Raw genomic sequence first — 14493 nt, forward strand, 5'->3', positions numbered from 1 at the left:
GTCCTTTCAAGCCTGTGCGGTTGGCACGTTCAGCAGCGGCAGGCGCACGGTAAAGCAAGCGCCACCTGCAATGCGGTTTTCGGCCTGCAACGTACCATTCATCGCCTGCACGATGGATGAAGAAATCGCCAGTCCTAAACCCAGTCCCTGACCACTGGGCTTGGTCGTGAAGAAGGGTTCAAATAAATGTGCGATCACCGCATCCGGCAAACCAGCGCCACTGTCTGAAATTTGTATCACCACTTGTTCACCTTGCTGACTGACACGGATTTCTATCCACAAGCTCGGCTGCTGTTCAACTGCATCCATCGCATTCCTGAGCAGATTCACGATGACTTGCTCCAGACGTATATTGCCCCCAAGGACGCGTAAAGCTTGCGTCAGCTGCAATTCCAGCTGTATGCCCAGTCTGTGCAAATCACTTTGCAATAATGCGATGGCGGCATGAACCGACTGGATGACGTCAACCGCCCTGAGCTGATCACTGCTCTTGCGGGCAAAGCCTTTCAGCTGAGCGATGATGATACCCATACGCTCACTGGCACTGCTGATATGATGCAGATTGGCGCTGACCTGATCGAGTTTGCCACGTTGCAGGTAGACCTCCGCGTTGTCGGCAAAGGCCCGGATCGCCGTCAGCGGCTGATTCAGTTCATGGGTAATCCCGGCTGCCATCTGACCCAGCATGGCCAGCTTACCGGTCTGTACCATCTCATTTTGGGTAGAACGTAAAACCTGTTCGGCTTGTTGTAATTTGCAGAATTGCGCTTCCCAATCGGCGTTCGCCTGAGTCAGGTCACGGGTACGCTGGGCGATACGCTGCTCCAGCTCAGCAGCAGCCTGTTGCATAGCCTTCTGAGCCGCAACCCGCTCCTGCAAACGTTGCTGACGCTGATCCCAGGCCGCAGCGATAGTCGCCAGCACCAGTAGCAACAGCAGCGCAACTGCCGCACTCTCCAGCCCCGCCATATTCACTTTGGCTTCATCGGGAAACAACATCAATTGCCAGCCCAGACGTCCAATCGGGCGTGTCAGATATTCGCCGTAACCATTCTGTTCTTTTTTCGATAAGGCAGAAATCGCGTGAATAGTTTTTCCCGAATACTGCAGCGTCGCCTGAATATCCCGCTGCACTTCAGCGTCCAGCGGGCGCAGGCTGCGGTACTGCCAGACTTCGCGGTTACTCAGAAACACGACGCCATGACGATCGCTGAGCGCGATCGGATCTTCGCTGCTACGCCAGGCTTTTTCAAATTCGTGCAGGCTAATTTTGACCGCCAGCACACCCACAGGCTCACTGCTGCCGCGCTGACCCGGTGAGGCAAACACGGGTTGAGAAATAAAATAGCCAGGAATATTCGTGGTGTTACCGATCGCGTAAAAATGACCTGCGCCACTGCGTCTTTGCATCACGTCCTGAAAATAGGGGCGAAAGCTGAAATTCTGCCCGATATAACTTTGCGGCTGATCCCAGTTACTGGCCGCAATGGTATTGCCTTGCGCATCCATCAGATAAATGGCGGCAATCTTGGCCTGCTGCTGTATCGCCTGTAAATCCAGATTCAGTGCGTGTACGCCGGCCTGATTGGCAGGATCGGCCAAGACTTGTGCGACCTGCGGCAGATACGACAAGGTGTAGGGTAAAGTTTCATGCCGTTCCAGCACGGCTTCCAGATCAAGCGCGATCATTTGCAACTGACGCTCACCGCTCTGGCGCAGATCTTTTCTGGCCTGATAGCTGGAAAACAGATAGGTTGCAAAGACACTCACCACGGCCAGCGTGGCAAGTAATAGCATAGCAATCTGGCGTTTATAGGAATTCATGCTCTGTAGTGCAGGGGCAAAGTCAGCATTATTTCCGACTTTGCCCTGCCCGGCCAGATTAATCCACCACAGCCATTTTTAGTTCATCATTGTGATGACGCTGCTGCTCTTCCATCACCAACTGCCCCAGCTCGCGCTTGAGTTGATTGAACTCCGCTGAAGAAGGATCACGCAGACGCGGCATCTCGATCAGCAAGTCTTTTTTCACGGTTCCCGGACGATAAGTCATGACGATAATCCGGTCCGCCAGATAAATCGCTTCTTCTATACTGTGCGTCACGAAGATGATGGTCTTTTTCAGTTCTGCCCAGATACGCAATAACTCATCCTGCAGATTGCGTCTGGTCAGCGCATCAAGCGCACCAAAAGGTTCATCCATCAGCATAATAGGAGAATCCAGCGCCAGCACACGTGCAATCGCCACCCGCTGGCGCATCCCGCCGGACAGATCCTTAGGGAAACGCTGACGGAAATCCGACAATCCCAGCATTGCCAGTAACTTGCTCACACGTGCAGTGATATCGCCTTTCGACATGCCTTTAATTTCCAAACCAAAGGCGATGTTTTGTTCCACCGTCATCCAAGGGAACAACGCATATTCCTGAAACACCATACCGCGATCCGGTCCTGGCTGAGTCACGGCTTTTCCATTGGCGATTAACTCGCCTGAACTAGGCAACGAGAAGCCTGCTATCGCATTGAGCAAAGTCGATTTACCACAGCCGGAAGGCCCCAGCAGGCAGACGAACTGCCCTTCCGGAATCTCCAGTTGGATATCGCGTAAAGCGACGACTTCTTTATCGCCGGTACGGAAAATCTTGTTGACGCCTTTAACTTGAATTTGTGCAGTGTTTGCCATCTCAGTTCTCCAATCCACGGTGCCAGCGCAATAAGTGGTTATTCAGTTTATTCATCGCCAGATCGATTGCCAGGCCTAAAAAGCCTATGCTGAACATGCCGGCAATAATTTTGTCTGACCAAAAGTATTCACGCGCCTCCAATATGCGGAAACCCAGACCATTATTGACTGCGATCATTTCCGATACGATCACGACAATGAAAGCGGTACCGATACCGATACGCACACCGGACAGAATATAGGGCACAGCCGCTGGCAGCATCACACGTAAGAACATTGTGGTCTGGCTGGCGCCCAGATTGCGTGCAGCCCGAATGTAGATGCCATCCACATGCCGCACACCGGCGATGGTATTCATCAGCACCGGGAAAAAAGCACCGATAGAAATCAGGAATACTGCCGGTGGATTACCCAATCCGAACCACAAAATAGAGAGCGGGATATAGGCAATCGGTGGTATCGGGCGCAATACCTGTATCAGCGGATTCATCCAAGCATACACACGCTGACTGGAGCCCATCGCCAATCCTAGTGGCAAGGCCAGTCCGGCACCGATCATAAAACCCACCACGACGCGATACATACTGCCTAAAGTGTCACGGATCAGCTCACCCGAAAAAATCCAGGCCAGGCGGCTCATGCTGGCCGGATCATAGGCTTCCAGCGGACTCGCATACTCTATCCATTTTTTGACAACTGCCAGCGGTGAGGGCAAGACCTGCGGGTTGACCCAGCCATTGCTGGTCACCCATTGCCAGAGTGCGATCAGAACGACAGGCACGATCAACCCTGCGCCAATTTCACGCCATTTGCTATTCATAGACATTCCTTGAAAAAATTTCCCGGCAGGTCAGCCTCGTTTCTGGCCGACCTGCTCAGTATGAAGACGGATTATTTGATACCCAGTGATTTCTTTGCCTGCTCCAGCAAGTCAGTTTTCACCCAGTCTTTGGCCACCGGTGGCTTGGCCATTTTACCTATGCCGTACTTTTGCATCAGATCGGTAGTAATCTGTATGTGTTCGGGTGTTACGTCATAGCTGTAAGGCGAATTACTGATTGCATCCGCGAAGTCATCGTGTGTGATCTGGCCTTTGAACATACTTTCACGTACATATTTTTCGGCAATTTCAGGTTTGTCGATGAAAGTCTTAGTGGCTTCCACAAAGCAGCGCATGAATTTTTCTGCGACCGGACGGCGTTCTTTATAAAACTTCTCCGTCATCACCATGGTACGTACCGGCTCACCTATCGGTGTGTCATAAGGCTTGATGATTTCGTTTCCAAAACCCTTATTGATCGCCTGAGAGGAATAAGGCTCAGACTGCATGATGGCGTCGATATTTTTACCAAGCAGCGCCTGATTCAGATCCGGGAAGCCCAGGTAAATAATTTGTACGTCTTTGCCAGGCTGATCGGAATAACTGAGCCCATTTTGTGCCAGCTCCGCTGCCAACAAAATTTCCTGTATACCACCGCGTGTAACACCGACTTTTTTGCCTTTCAAGTCTTTGACTGTCTTGATACCCAGCTCAGTGCGCCCAACCAGACGTGCACCGCCTTTGGCAAAGCCAGCCACCAGATATAGTGGTGTGCCGCTGGCACGACCAGAAATTGCCGCCTCCGACGACACCGCACCGACATCCAGTTCGCCGGCAATCACGGCCTGCATCGCGTCCAGACCTTTGGCAAATACGCGCTCTTCCACTTTGAGCCCACACTTAGGAGCGATTTCCTTGATATAAGAAACCGCGCCGTAATGCGCAAATTTCAGGTTACCCAAACGTACAACTTCCTGCGCGGCGGCGCTGCCAGCCAGCGCGACCGATAACATACCTGCCAAATACATCGCTTTTTTCAACATACTGATCTCCTTGATGTTTTTCTATATGCGTACCTGTTATTGCAAAGACCGTGCCAATTTCACCATCGTTACTAAGTCATTGATTTTTCAGGAAACGGCTACCATGCTGCTTTATTTTTCGGATGACAAATCGGAATACGCAGATTTTTCCACTATCGTTTGTGCGAAAAATCAGCCTCAGGAACTCAACGAATAAAGCGTTTATCACGACCGATCAGGGTCAGTTCGACAAACTCACTGCCTGTATGATCCTTGTCACTGTACTGTATCAGGATGCCACCCAGGTCATGCTTTTTGATGCCTTCCAGCGCGCGTACCAAGCCGTCACGGGTCAGGCCACGGCCAGCTCGGCGCAAGCCTTCTACCATCAACTTGGCAGAGACATAGCCCTCCATCGCTGCATAAGATTCCGGCAATTTGTACTCTTTGGCGGCCTGTTTAAACTCTTGGCCCAGGGAAGTAGTAATCGAAAATGGCGCTGGCATGATTTGCGACACCATGATACCCGGGGCGTTATTACCCAGACTATCGATGAAGGATTGTGAGGCGTTATTCGATAAAGTCATAATCTGCATGGCATTACCTGACTTACGCAAACCATTAATAATTTCAGCCGTCGTCACGGTAGAACCAATCACAACCAGGGCTTTCGCATTCGCCCCTTGCAAAGCCTGTATTACCTTGGGCACATCCGGTTTGGCTCTGTCGTAGCTCAGAACAGCACTGGGTTTCAAGCCCTGTTTTTGCATGATCTCCTGAAACCCGGCCAGGCCATCTTTACCAAAAGTGTCGTCAACATGAGCCAAAGCTATTTCCTTGAGACCTGTCATGGAAAAGTGCTCAACTGCTTTTTTTACTTCAGTCTGATACATGGCCCGGACATTGAACAGATAGCGGTTCACAGGCTGATGAAAAATCGCTGCCCCGGTACTTGGGGCGACTAAAGGAATTTTGTGCTCAGCCAGCAAGGGCAAGATCGCCTGGGTATGCGGCGTGCCACGGCTTTGGAATAGTGCAAACACGCGTTCTTTGCGTATCAGTTGCTCCGCATTTTTTCCAGCCAAAACCGGGTCGAACTGATCATCCAGCGTAATCAGTTCTATCTTACGGCCATGTACACCGCCACCTGCATTGGTTTTGGCCAAATAGGCATTGGCACCGGCCATCATTTCCTTGACTGGCCCTGCAATCTGGCCTGTGACACCTACCGTTTGCCCCAACAGGATCTGGCTGTCGCTGACGCCATCCTCTGCCAGGGCGCTGTATGGCAGCAATATCGCTGAAGCCGCTAATAAACCCGCAACCTGACGGCGACGGCTGGAAAATACGTTCATGATGTCTCCTTGATCATCTGATGCAGATACAACGCATTTGCGCATCTGCTTTTTGTTTGCTTCCTGGATTAGCACTAAACATGCCGTCCCGTATCAATGCATGCCCTCCCCAGCCTCCGCCTCTCAGTCTGCAGGCGAAACAGTGATACCTTTGGTCAATTTCTTTCCGAAAAATCAGAATTTTGCACAACCAATGTCTGAAATTCCGCACAATTCAGCTTTACCAGACTGACTAAGCCTGAACCTGATGCCGTCTATGCTTGCGAGATGGAAAGTCCAGCGCCATACCGACACAGCTTAGCCGACAAAAATTACCGCATTGCAACTTCGAGTGTTGATGACAGCAATTTGTTCCGTCAGCACTTTACTCTGGCTTGCGCCATCGCAGCTTCTGTATAGGAAAAGCGGCTAAGTAACAATGCCATATTCAGGTTTTCCACGGAACACGGAGCGCGATCAGGTAAAATGCAGGATGATCTGGCGGCTTCAGTGTCAACACTGGTGTTTTGCCCGTACTTTTTACTTAATTGTGTTTATTTCAAAGAACTGAACTCTGCGCTATGCTCGATAATCTCACCCAACGCCTCGCCAAAGTCGTCAAGACTATGCGTGGCGAAGCCCGACTGACAGAATCCAACACCGCCGACATGCTGCGTGAAGTGCGCATGGCATTATTGGAAGCCGACGTGGCGCTGCCTGCAGTGCGCGAACTGATTGCCAGAGTTAAAGAAAAAGCCATGGGTGAAGAAGTGATTTCTTCCCTCACGCCGGGCCAGGCACTGGTGGGTGTGGTACAAAAAGAACTGGCCATTCTGATGGGTGCCGATCTGGGCGAAGATGCGTCTCAACTCAGCTTTGCTTGCCAACCACCTGCGATTATCCTGATGGCAGGTCTGCAAGGTGCGGGTAAAACCACAACCGTCGGTAAGCTGGCCAAATATCTGCGCGAACAAAAGAAGAAAAAAGTATTGACCGTATCTGCCGACGTATATCGTCCGGCGGCGATCGGTCAGTTACAAACCGTGACTGAGCAAGTCGGTGCTGACTTCTTCCCATCCACACCCGACCAAAAACCAGTCGATATCGCACTGGCCGCACTGGATTACGCGAAAAAGCATTATCACGACGTACTGATCGTTGATACCGCGGGTCGTCTGGGTATCGACGAAGCGATGATGAAAGAAATCGCAGAAGTACATGCTGCGGTGCGTCCCATCGAAACACTGTTCGTCGTTGACGCGATGTTGGGGCAGGATGCCGTCAATACGGCCAAGGCCTTTAATGATGCCTTACCACTCACAGGCGTGGTGCTGACCAAGCTCGACGGTGATGCGCGCGGTGGTGCCGCTTTGTCCGTACGCCATATCACTGGCAAGCCGATCAAATTTGTGGGTGTCGCAGAAAAACTGGATGGTCTGGAATCCTTTGATGCAACCCGTATGGCCAACCGTGTGCTGGGCATGGGTGATATTCTGGCCCTGGTCGAATCTGCACAAAAAGGCATGGACGTCGCCGCTGCGCAAAACCTTGCACATAAAATCAAGGATGGCGGCAAGTTCGACATGAACGACTTCAAGATGCAAATATCCCAGATGCGCAATATGGGTGGTCTGTCGAATCTGATGGATAAACTGCCAGCCCAGTTACAACAAGCCGCCAGCGGTGCCAATATGGATCAGGCGGAGAAGTCAGTACGCCGTATGGAAGGTATTATCAATTCCATGACACCAATGGAGCGTGCCAAGCCGGAATTGATCAAGGCCTCCCGCAAACGCCGTATTGCAGCAGGTGCTGGTGTTCAGATCCAGGAAGTAAACCGCATGCTGGCACAGTTCGAACAAATGCAGAGCATGATGAAAAAACTGCGTGGTGGCGGCATGATGAAAATGCTGCGCAGTATGAAGGGAATGATGCCTGGACGCCGTTAATTCGCATTCTGGAATTCAGTCAAAAACAGGCCGGATCAGAGGAGAAATGCCCCTGATCCGGCTTTTTTTTGCCCAGAAATCCAACGAAGCGTAAATTCCTGCATTTTTTCACAAAAAACTAGTAAAAAAGACTTGCATCACTATAAAAACCACACCACTATTAGCGATGCGTGAAGTGACGCAATGCAGGAGCTTTTCAAAACGATCAAAGCTCCATCCAAGAAATTTGTGAAGGAGGCTATTTATGGCAACAGCACCAAAGAAATCACCAGCAGCAAAATCAGCAGCAGCAGCCAAAAAGCCTGCAGCGGCACCTAAAAAAGCAGCAGCAAAACCAGCTGCAGAACGCAAGCCAAACGCCGCGTTCATGAAGCCTATGACGATTTCCCCAACACTGGCAGCAGTTATCGGTGCAGCACCAATTCCACGTACTGAAGTCACGAAAAAAGTTTGGGAATACATCAAAAAGCACAATCTGCAAGACGCAGAAAACAAACGCAACATCAATGCAGACGACAAACTGAAAGCCGTTTTCGGTGGCAAGAAACAAGTCTCCATGTTTGAAATGACTAAACTCATTTCCGGTCATCTGTCCTGATTCTTCAGAGCAGTGCCCAAGTGCGTTGGGAAGCTGAATGGGAGTCATGATCCCATCCCAAACAAAAATGCCCGCATCGCGCGGGCATTTTTGTTTTCAAACGGTCGGGAAACATCCGGTTCTCGTCCAACGATGAGCGCAGCAGCAGCTCTGACTTCAAAGATTCCCACAACTCATAGGAATCGTCGGCATCTCATTTCCCAATAACTCTCCTGGCTTTCGGTGCATGATGCAGTAAGTGCCGAACGGCGTGATAATTTTTGACACCGGGCGACCATCGCCCATGATATGCAGCTCATGCTTCACACCTTCGTGATTCACGGTTCCTGAACGTGCGATCTGATCTGCAAATTTGGCGAAAGCTGATTTTTCTGCCGCCGTTAACACTCGATCACGCGCGTCAAACTCTTTCTTCAGGCCTGAGAACAAGCCGCGCACATCACGCTTGAGTTCAGTGCTGGCTGGTGCTGGTATAGCGGATGTGGCCGAATTAGCTGATTCCACCGCTACAGCATGTTCCGGTTCGGACTGTAGCTGCTCTTTTGTTGGTGTTTGAGTTGCGCTTGAGACCTGGGACGTCGCGCTGACAGTGCGCTGGCGCATACGCTCCGGGTTGCGTTGAGCACTAGTGCTTACGTTTGCATCCCATGCCGGTTCAGGCAGTTGCAGTGTCTGCCGGATCGCCGGCGATAACAGCACGAGATGCATAGTATTCGCATGCTGGGAATTGACCGGCGCTTGAAATGCGGGCCAGTACCACAGTAGCAGCAGATGAAAGGCCGCAACCAACGGCAGTATCAGCCAGGGCCGCGCCGGGTATTGATAGCGATACATAGCGATACTCCCAGACTGCGGGAGTAACGCGGACCTTAACGTGGCGGCACGTATTCCCAGTTTTTCCAGTTAGCTAACACGGCATTCGGATATTCAGGCTTACCCCGACTACCGTTATAGCGCCCCAAAGCGAGATATAAATCGCCCTTTTCCATATCGATATACATACGCAGAATAGAACAGCCATAGCGCAGATTGGTCTGCATCTGAAACAGCTTCTTCGCATCGCCATCGCCGATTACACGTGACCAGAACGGCATCACCTGCATATAACCACGCGCACCGACCACAGAAGTTGCATATTTACGGAATGCCGATTCCACCTGCATTAAGCCCATCACCAGCGCTGGATCCAGACCAGCACGTTTAGACTCGTACCATATCGTTTCGAGCAATTCTATCCGGCTCTGGTAATCAGGAATACGCCGCTTCAGACGTACTGACATCTCACCCAGCCAGTGCAGATATCTGATACGTTCGTCAATATTATTAAAGCTGGGCTTAGGTGGGCGCGGATCAGAGATAGCCTTGGACAAGGCCAGGCGTACGGAATCAGCCATGGCTTCTTCCTTCTGATTACCCGCCCATGCTGGCATCGCACCGAATGTCGCGGACAGGAAAAAACCAGCCGTCAGACGACAGCAGGTTTTCACGAAAAATCGGCTTATTGAGAGAGGAACAGCAATCGACAACATACTGCAAACAGCGTTCAGCGCAAACCATAGCGGGCAGGCTGAGCTGCCCGCTATGTTATGCAGCAAGCTTAGCCTGTACAAAAGCCAGCATCTCTGCCACTGGAACGATAGTCGCTTCTGCGTCGCGACGGCCCACGTATTCCAGCTTGCCATCTTTCAGACCACGGTCACCGATCACGATGCGGTGAGGTACACCGATCAGTTCCCAGTCCGCGAACATCGCACCCGGACGCTCACCACGATCATCCAGAATCACGTCGATACCGGCTTCCAGCATCGCCTGATACAGTTTTTCAGTCTCTGCTTTGACCGCTTCGCTGCGATCCATACCCATAGGACAGATCACGACTTCAAACGGCGCGATCGAAGTTGGCCAGATGATGCCTTTGTCGTCAAAATTCTGTTCTATCGCTGCACCCAAAATGCGGGTCACGCCTATACCGTAGCAACCCATCTGCAACAGTTGTGGTTTGCCGTTTTCATCCAGGAAAGTGGCCTTCATGTCTTCTGAATAGCGAGTGCCAAGCTGGAATACGTGGCCCACTTCGATGCCACGCTGGATTGCCAGTACGCCTTTGCCGTCCGGAGAAGGATCGCCATCAACCACATTACGCAAATCCGCCACCACAGGCTCAGGCAAATCACGGCCCCAGTTTGCGCCGGTGAAGTGGAAATCCGCTTCGTTCGCGCCGCAGACGAAATTTGCCATATTGGCCACAGTACGGTCTGCCACGACCTTGACAGGTTTCAGAGTATTAATCGGACCGAGATAGCCAGGCTTAGTACCAAACCACTCCACGATTTCCGCTTCGGTCGCGAAGCGATACGTCGCTAGACCCGGTACTTTGCTGGTTTTCACTTCATTCAGCTCATGATCGCCACGTAACAGCAGCAGCCAGACTTGCTTGTCTTCTTCTTTGTCTGCATCGACGGTCAGAACGATGGACTTGACGGTGTTTTGCAAAGGAATGGACAACAAGGCAGCCACGTCTTCACATTTTGCCTTACCCGGTGTCGCTGTTTTAGTCAGTGTTGCCTGTGCGGCAGGGCGTGATGTCACCAGCGGCAAAGCCTCAGCCGCTTCCATATTGGCAGCGTAATCGGAAGTTGGGCAGTACACCAGCGCATCTTCACCGGTTTCTGCGATCACATGGAACTCGTGAGAGCCGGATCCACCAATCGCACCGTTATCGGCCGCGACCGCGCGGAACTGCAAGCCAAAGCGCTGGAAAATACGGGTATATGCATCGTACATCACCTGATAAGACTGCTTGAGACCGTCGACATTGCGATCGAAAGAGTAAGCATCTTTCATGGTGAATTCACGACCACGCATCAGACCGAAACGCGGACGACGCTCGTCGCGGAACTTGGTCTGGATGTGATAAAAATTTACCGGCAACTGGCGGTAGGAGCGAATTTCTGTACGCACCACGTCAGTAATGGCCTCTTCCGAAGTTGGCTGGATAATGAAATCACGGCCATGGCGGTCTTTGACACGCATCAGTTCCGGGCCCATTTTGTCCCAGCGGCCAGTTTCCTGCCACAATTCAGCCGGCTGCACGACCGGCATCAGCATCTCTATCGCACCCGCGCGGTTCATCTCTTCACGGATAATATTTTCCACTTTGCGGATAATGCGCAGCCCCATCGGCATGTAGTTATAGATGCCGGAACCCAGACGCTTGATCATGCCGGCGCGCATCATCAGTTTGTGGCTGACGATTTCTGCGTCTGCCGGTGCTTCTTTGAGTGTGGAAATAAAAAATCGGGTAGCTCGCATGACAGTGATTCTTTTTAAATGGAAGGTTATAATCAACTCAATTTTAAAGGATTAGCTGGCTAATGCGCCCACTCTTTGCATATTTGATGAAGGAAACCGCGTTTTGTTCGCCAGACTGGATGCTGCCCGCAGCAAAATGGGCACACTTTTCGACGTAAACACCGATTTCAGAACGAGTAAATTGCAAGACCGAGCGGTTAGCCACAGAAAGTTTTGAGGTTAACTATGCTAGACCGTGAAGGCTTCCGCCCTAACGTAGGCATAATTTTGCTGAACGCCAACAATCAAGTCTGGTGGGGAAAGCGTGTGCGCGAGCACTCCTGGCAATTCCCTCAGGGTGGGATTAAGTATGGTGAGTCTCCTGAACAAGCCATGTTTCGCGAGCTGGAAGAAGAAACAGGATTGTTACCTGAGCATGTCAAAATTATAGGCCGCACCCGTGACTGGTTACGCTATGAAGTACCGGATCACTTCATCAAACGTGAAATCCGTGGGCATTATCGCGGGCAAAAGCAAATCTGGTTTTTGCTGCGCATGGTAGGGCGCGATTGCGACGTCAACCTGCGCGCATCCAATCACCCGGAATTTGATGCCTGGCGCTGGCATGAATACTGGGTGCCACTGGATGTGGTGATTGAATTTAAACGTGGCGTGTACCAGCTAGCACTGCAAGAGTTATCACGTTTCATCCACAGACAGGATCACCCCGGAGCGCAGCGTAACCGGCGCAATCAGCATAAAGCTGCCGCAAAATCCCCGGCCCCACAGACCACCGAGTCTGAACAAACGAAATAAAGCCATGCATAAACGATATGTAATGATCTCAGCCTCACTCACGCTGCTCCTGTTGGCAGGTGGCCTGACCAGTACTACAGCACAGGCTGCGGAAGATGAACCTGATAAGGAGTGGCGCGAAGTTGAGGCACAATTACCGGCCGCACCTAAAAATGAAAATCTGTTGCCGTTTTACCAGTCAGGCAGTATGCAGTTTTTCATCGATGCTCCCTCTTTAAGTATCGCCAGTGATGGCACCGTGCGCTATACCTTAGTCGCCAGCAGCAGCGCAGGTGCGCGTAATGTGAGCTATGAAGGCATACGTTGTGCGACCTATGAAAAAAAGCTGTACGCTTTTGGTCGCAGCGATGGTACCTGGTCGCGTAGCCGTCGTGATGAATGGGATAAGATTTCGCAGACAGGTGCCAATAAACAGCATCACAGCTTATTCACCGAGTATTTTTGCGAAGGAAATACCATCGCCGGTAAAGCAAACAGCATACTTGACCGGCTGCGTGGCAAGCGCACGCTGTATGGCCGCTAATCGTTAAGCACGCAGCTTGCGGCGCAATCCGCAATCCGCAAGCTGCAGCTCGGATGACTGGTCACTTCACCAGCGCATCATGTTCAAGCTTCGCTACGTTCGGGTGTGGTCAGCAGCACCAGATTATCACGGTGTATCAGTTCTGGTTCTTCAACAAAGCCAAGTATCCCGGCAATATCCTGCGATGATTTTTGACGAATACGACGTGCATCCGCACTGCCATAATTCGACAAGCCACGCGCAACCGCATTACCCTGCTGATCAACACAAGTCACCACCGCACCACGGCCAAATTCACCACTGACCCCAGTCACACCGATAGGCAACAGGGATTTACCTTCCTTCAGCAGTTTTTGTACAGCACCTGCATCGAGCACAAACTGGCCTGCTGTTTGTAAGTGATCGGCCATCCATTGCTTGCGTGCTGCCAGCGGCGCGCGCTCAGAAACCAGTTGTGTGCCTATCGCCTCGCCCTCTGCCAGGCGTATCAACACGTTTTCTTCACGACCCCAGGCAATCACCGTGTGCGCGCCGGAACTGGCAGCACGCTTGGCTGCCAGTATTTTAGTCAGCATGCCACCACTACCAAGACTGCTGCCTGCACCACCAGCCATCGCCTCCAACGCGATATCACCGGCACGTGCCTGATGTACGAACTCGGCATCCGGCTGCTTGCGGGGATCGGCCGTGTACAAACCCTTTTGGTCGGTCAGGATAATCAGTGCATCGGCTTCGGTCAGATTCGCAACCAGCGCGCCCAGCGTATCGTTATCGCCGAATTTAATTTCATCGGTCACCACCGTATCATTTTCATTAATGATGGGAACGATGCCATAGCCCAGCAGCGTAAATAAGGTCGACCTAGCATTCAGATAGCGCTCACGATCAGCCAGATCCGCATGCGTCAGCAAAATTTGCGCCGTACCTAGCTGATGGACACGGAAACTGCTCTCATAAATTTGCGCCAGTCCCATTTGCCCGACTGCGGCACAAGCCTGTAACTGATGTATGCCAGTCGGACGCTTATCGAAACCCAGCCTTTGCCGACCTTCGGCAATTGCACCGGAACTGACTAAAATAACTTGCTTACCCATTGCGCGCAGTGCAGCGATCTGGGTCGCCCATTTGGCTATTGCAACGCTGTCCAGCCCCTTCCCGTCATTGGTTACCAGCGAAGAACCGACTTTAATAATGATACGTTTTGCTTGTTGAATTACAGATTGCATAGGAAGACCACGACAAAGTAAAAATGCTTGATTGCATTGATTGCGTTGAATGACGAACTGGCGACAATGGCAGAACACGTACACGGACTGCGATGTCGTCCGATTAGCATTACCGAATACACACAATTATACTTTATGTGGAATGAGATAATTAATTCTGAATATTATTTAGAATCAACTGATTAAATTGCGTATAAATACTGATTAATTTCCTTATATACAATCAACACG

Annotated in this window: 15 protein-coding genes; 5 read left to right on the plus strand and 10 right to left on the minus strand. The window is 51.3% G+C overall.

The window, feature by feature from the left end:
* Positions 1-6: 6 nt before the first annotated feature.
* The 4 genes from H8K47_RS07405 to H8K47_RS07420 all read right to left on the minus strand — a co-directional run bounded on the left by H8K47_RS07405 (position 7) and on the right by H8K47_RS07420 (position 4546).
* Positions 7-1824 (minus strand): sensor histidine kinase, encoded by a 1818-nt coding sequence (locus tag H8K47_RS07405; protein WP_186880764.1) that lies wholly within the window; start codon positions 1822-1824, stop codon positions 7-9.
* A 58-nt stretch (positions 1825-1882) separates the two neighbouring features.
* On the minus strand, positions 1883-2683 hold the full coding sequence (locus H8K47_RS07410) for an ABC transporter ATP-binding protein (RefSeq protein ID WP_186880765.1): 801 nt from the start codon (positions 2681-2683) through the stop codon (positions 1883-1885).
* A gap of 1 nt (position 2684) precedes the next feature.
* Positions 2685-3503 carry an ABC transporter permease gene (locus H8K47_RS07415; RefSeq protein ID WP_186880766.1) on the minus strand — a complete coding sequence of 273 codons (819 nt, stop codon included), beginning with the start codon at positions 3501-3503 and terminating at the stop codon, positions 2685-2687.
* 71 nt (positions 3504-3574) lie between these two features.
* A complete protein-coding gene (locus H8K47_RS07420) occupies positions 3575-4546 on the minus strand; it encodes an ABC transporter substrate-binding protein (protein ID WP_186880767.1) in 972 nt (323 codons plus the stop codon).
* A 25-nt stretch (positions 4547-4571) separates the two neighbouring features.
* Here H8K47_RS07420 and H8K47_RS07425 point away from each other — a divergent pair, with 25 nt between their 5' ends.
* Entirely contained in the window at positions 4572-4742 is a 171-nt protein-coding gene (locus H8K47_RS07425) for a hypothetical protein (protein WP_186880768.1), read from the plus strand.
* On the opposite strand, the gene H8K47_RS07430 is transcribed toward H8K47_RS07425, so the two are convergent.
* Positions 4732-5880 (minus strand): ABC transporter substrate-binding protein, encoded by a 1149-nt coding sequence (locus H8K47_RS07430; protein WP_230410166.1) that lies wholly within the window; start codon positions 5878-5880, stop codon positions 4732-4734. The two genes, H8K47_RS07425 and H8K47_RS07430, sit on opposite strands and share 11 nt — an antisense overlap.
* 560 nt (positions 5881-6440) lie before the next feature.
* Between H8K47_RS07430 and ffh the strand changes: the two genes are divergently transcribed.
* On the plus strand, positions 6441-7808 hold the full coding sequence (gene ffh, locus H8K47_RS07435) for a signal recognition particle protein (protein ID WP_186880770.1): 1368 nt from the start codon (positions 6441-6443) through the stop codon (positions 7806-7808).
* Positions 7809-7916: 108 nt separating this feature from the next.
* On the opposite strand, the gene H8K47_RS18710 is transcribed toward ffh, so the two are convergent.
* Positions 7917-8177 carry a hypothetical protein gene (locus H8K47_RS18710; protein ID WP_408057850.1) on the minus strand — a complete coding sequence of 87 codons (261 nt, stop codon included), beginning with the start codon at positions 8175-8177 and terminating at the stop codon, positions 7917-7919.
* Between the two features lie 7 nt (positions 8178-8184).
* On the opposite strand from H8K47_RS18710, the gene H8K47_RS18715 reads away from it, so the two are divergent.
* Positions 8185-8406 (plus strand): SWIB/MDM2 domain-containing protein, encoded by a 222-nt coding sequence (locus H8K47_RS18715; RefSeq protein WP_408057851.1) that lies wholly within the window; start codon positions 8185-8187, stop codon positions 8404-8406.
* Positions 8407-8562: 156 nt separating this feature from the next.
* On the opposite strand, the gene H8K47_RS07445 is transcribed toward H8K47_RS18715, so the two are convergent.
* The 3 genes from H8K47_RS07445 to H8K47_RS07455 form a co-directional block, all read right to left on the minus strand.
* Entirely contained in the window at positions 8563-9240 is a 678-nt protein-coding gene (locus H8K47_RS07445; protein ID WP_186880772.1) for a hypothetical protein, read from the minus strand.
* A 35-nt stretch (positions 9241-9275) separates the two neighbouring features.
* Positions 9276-9836, minus strand: a complete 561-nt coding sequence (locus tag H8K47_RS07450) for a lytic transglycosylase domain-containing protein (RefSeq protein WP_230405097.1) — start codon at positions 9834-9836, stop codon at positions 9276-9278.
* 154 nt (positions 9837-9990) lie between these two features.
* Entirely contained in the window at positions 9991-11718 is a 1728-nt protein-coding gene (locus tag H8K47_RS07455; protein WP_186880774.1) for a proline--tRNA ligase, read from the minus strand.
* A gap of 225 nt (positions 11719-11943) precedes the next feature.
* On the opposite strand from H8K47_RS07455, the gene H8K47_RS07460 reads away from it, so the two are divergent.
* Together H8K47_RS07460 and H8K47_RS07465 are read left to right on the plus strand one after the other, a co-directional pair.
* A complete protein-coding gene (locus H8K47_RS07460) occupies positions 11944-12513 on the plus strand; it encodes an RNA pyrophosphohydrolase (RefSeq protein WP_186880775.1) in 570 nt (189 codons plus the stop codon).
* A 22-nt stretch (positions 12514-12535) separates the two neighbouring features.
* Positions 12536-13036 (plus strand): CNP1-like family protein, encoded by a 501-nt coding sequence (locus H8K47_RS07465; RefSeq protein WP_186880776.1) that lies wholly within the window; start codon positions 12536-12538, stop codon positions 13034-13036.
* 83 nt (positions 13037-13119) lie between these two features.
* Here the strand turns inward: H8K47_RS07465 and proB are convergent, their stop codons facing one another.
* Positions 13120-14262 (minus strand): glutamate 5-kinase, encoded by a 1143-nt coding sequence (proB, locus tag H8K47_RS07470; RefSeq protein WP_186880777.1) that lies wholly within the window; start codon positions 14260-14262, stop codon positions 13120-13122.
* Between the last annotated feature and the right edge of the window lie 231 nt (positions 14263-14493).

The sequence above is a fragment of the Cognatundibacterium rugosum genome, from assembly GCF_014284365.1.
In the GTDB taxonomy this organism is placed as follows: Bacteria; Pseudomonadota; Gammaproteobacteria; order Burkholderiales; family Burkholderiaceae_D; genus Undibacterium; species Undibacterium rugosum.

Bases quoted from the DNA above. Each gene is read 5' to 3' on its own strand.
- H8K47_RS07450 (WP_230405097.1), bottom strand. From the start codon at position 9,836: ATGCCAGCATGGGCGGGTAATCAGAAGGAAGAAGCCATGGCTGATTCC.
- H8K47_RS07415 (WP_186880766.1), bottom strand. From the start codon at position 3,503: ATGAATAGCAAATGGCGTGAAATTGGCGCAGGGTTGATCGTGCCTGTC.
- H8K47_RS18710 (WP_408057850.1), bottom strand. From the start codon at position 8,177: ATGAACGCGGCGTTTGGCTTGCGTTCTGCAGCTGGTTTTGCTGCTGCT.
- H8K47_RS07420 (WP_186880767.1), bottom strand. From the start codon at position 4,546: ATGTTGAAAAAAGCGATGTATTTGGCAGGTATGTTATCGGTCGCGCTG.
- H8K47_RS07455 (WP_186880774.1), bottom strand. From the start codon at position 11,718: ATGCGAGCTACCCGATTTTTTATTTCCACACTCAAAGAAGCACCGGCA.
- proB (WP_186880777.1), bottom strand. From the start codon at position 14,262: ATGCAATCTGTAATTCAACAAGCAAAACGTATCATTATTAAAGTCGGT.
- ffh (WP_186880770.1), top strand. From the start codon at position 6,441: ATGCTCGATAATCTCACCCAACGCCTCGCCAAAGTCGTCAAGACTATG.
- H8K47_RS07405 (WP_186880764.1), bottom strand. From the start codon at position 1,824: ATGAATTCCTATAAACGCCAGATTGCTATGCTATTACTTGCCACGCTG.
- H8K47_RS07410 (WP_186880765.1), bottom strand. From the start codon at position 2,683: ATGGCAAACACTGCACAAATTCAAGTTAAAGGCGTCAACAAGATTTTC.
- H8K47_RS07460 (WP_186880775.1), top strand. From the start codon at position 11,944: ATGCTAGACCGTGAAGGCTTCCGCCCTAACGTAGGCATAATTTTGCTG.
- H8K47_RS07425 (WP_186880768.1), top strand. From the start codon at position 4,572: ATGCGTACCTGTTATTGCAAAGACCGTGCCAATTTCACCATCGTTACT.
- H8K47_RS07465 (WP_186880776.1), top strand. From the start codon at position 12,536: ATGATCTCAGCCTCACTCACGCTGCTCCTGTTGGCAGGTGGCCTGACC.
- H8K47_RS07430 (WP_230410166.1), bottom strand. From the start codon at position 5,880: ATGAACGTATTTTCCAGCCGTCGCCGTCAGGTTGCGGGTTTATTAGCG.
- H8K47_RS07445 (WP_186880772.1), bottom strand. From the start codon at position 9,240: ATGTATCGCTATCAATACCCGGCGCGGCCCTGGCTGATACTGCCGTTG.
- H8K47_RS18715 (WP_408057851.1), top strand. From the start codon at position 8,185: ATGACGATTTCCCCAACACTGGCAGCAGTTATCGGTGCAGCACCAATT.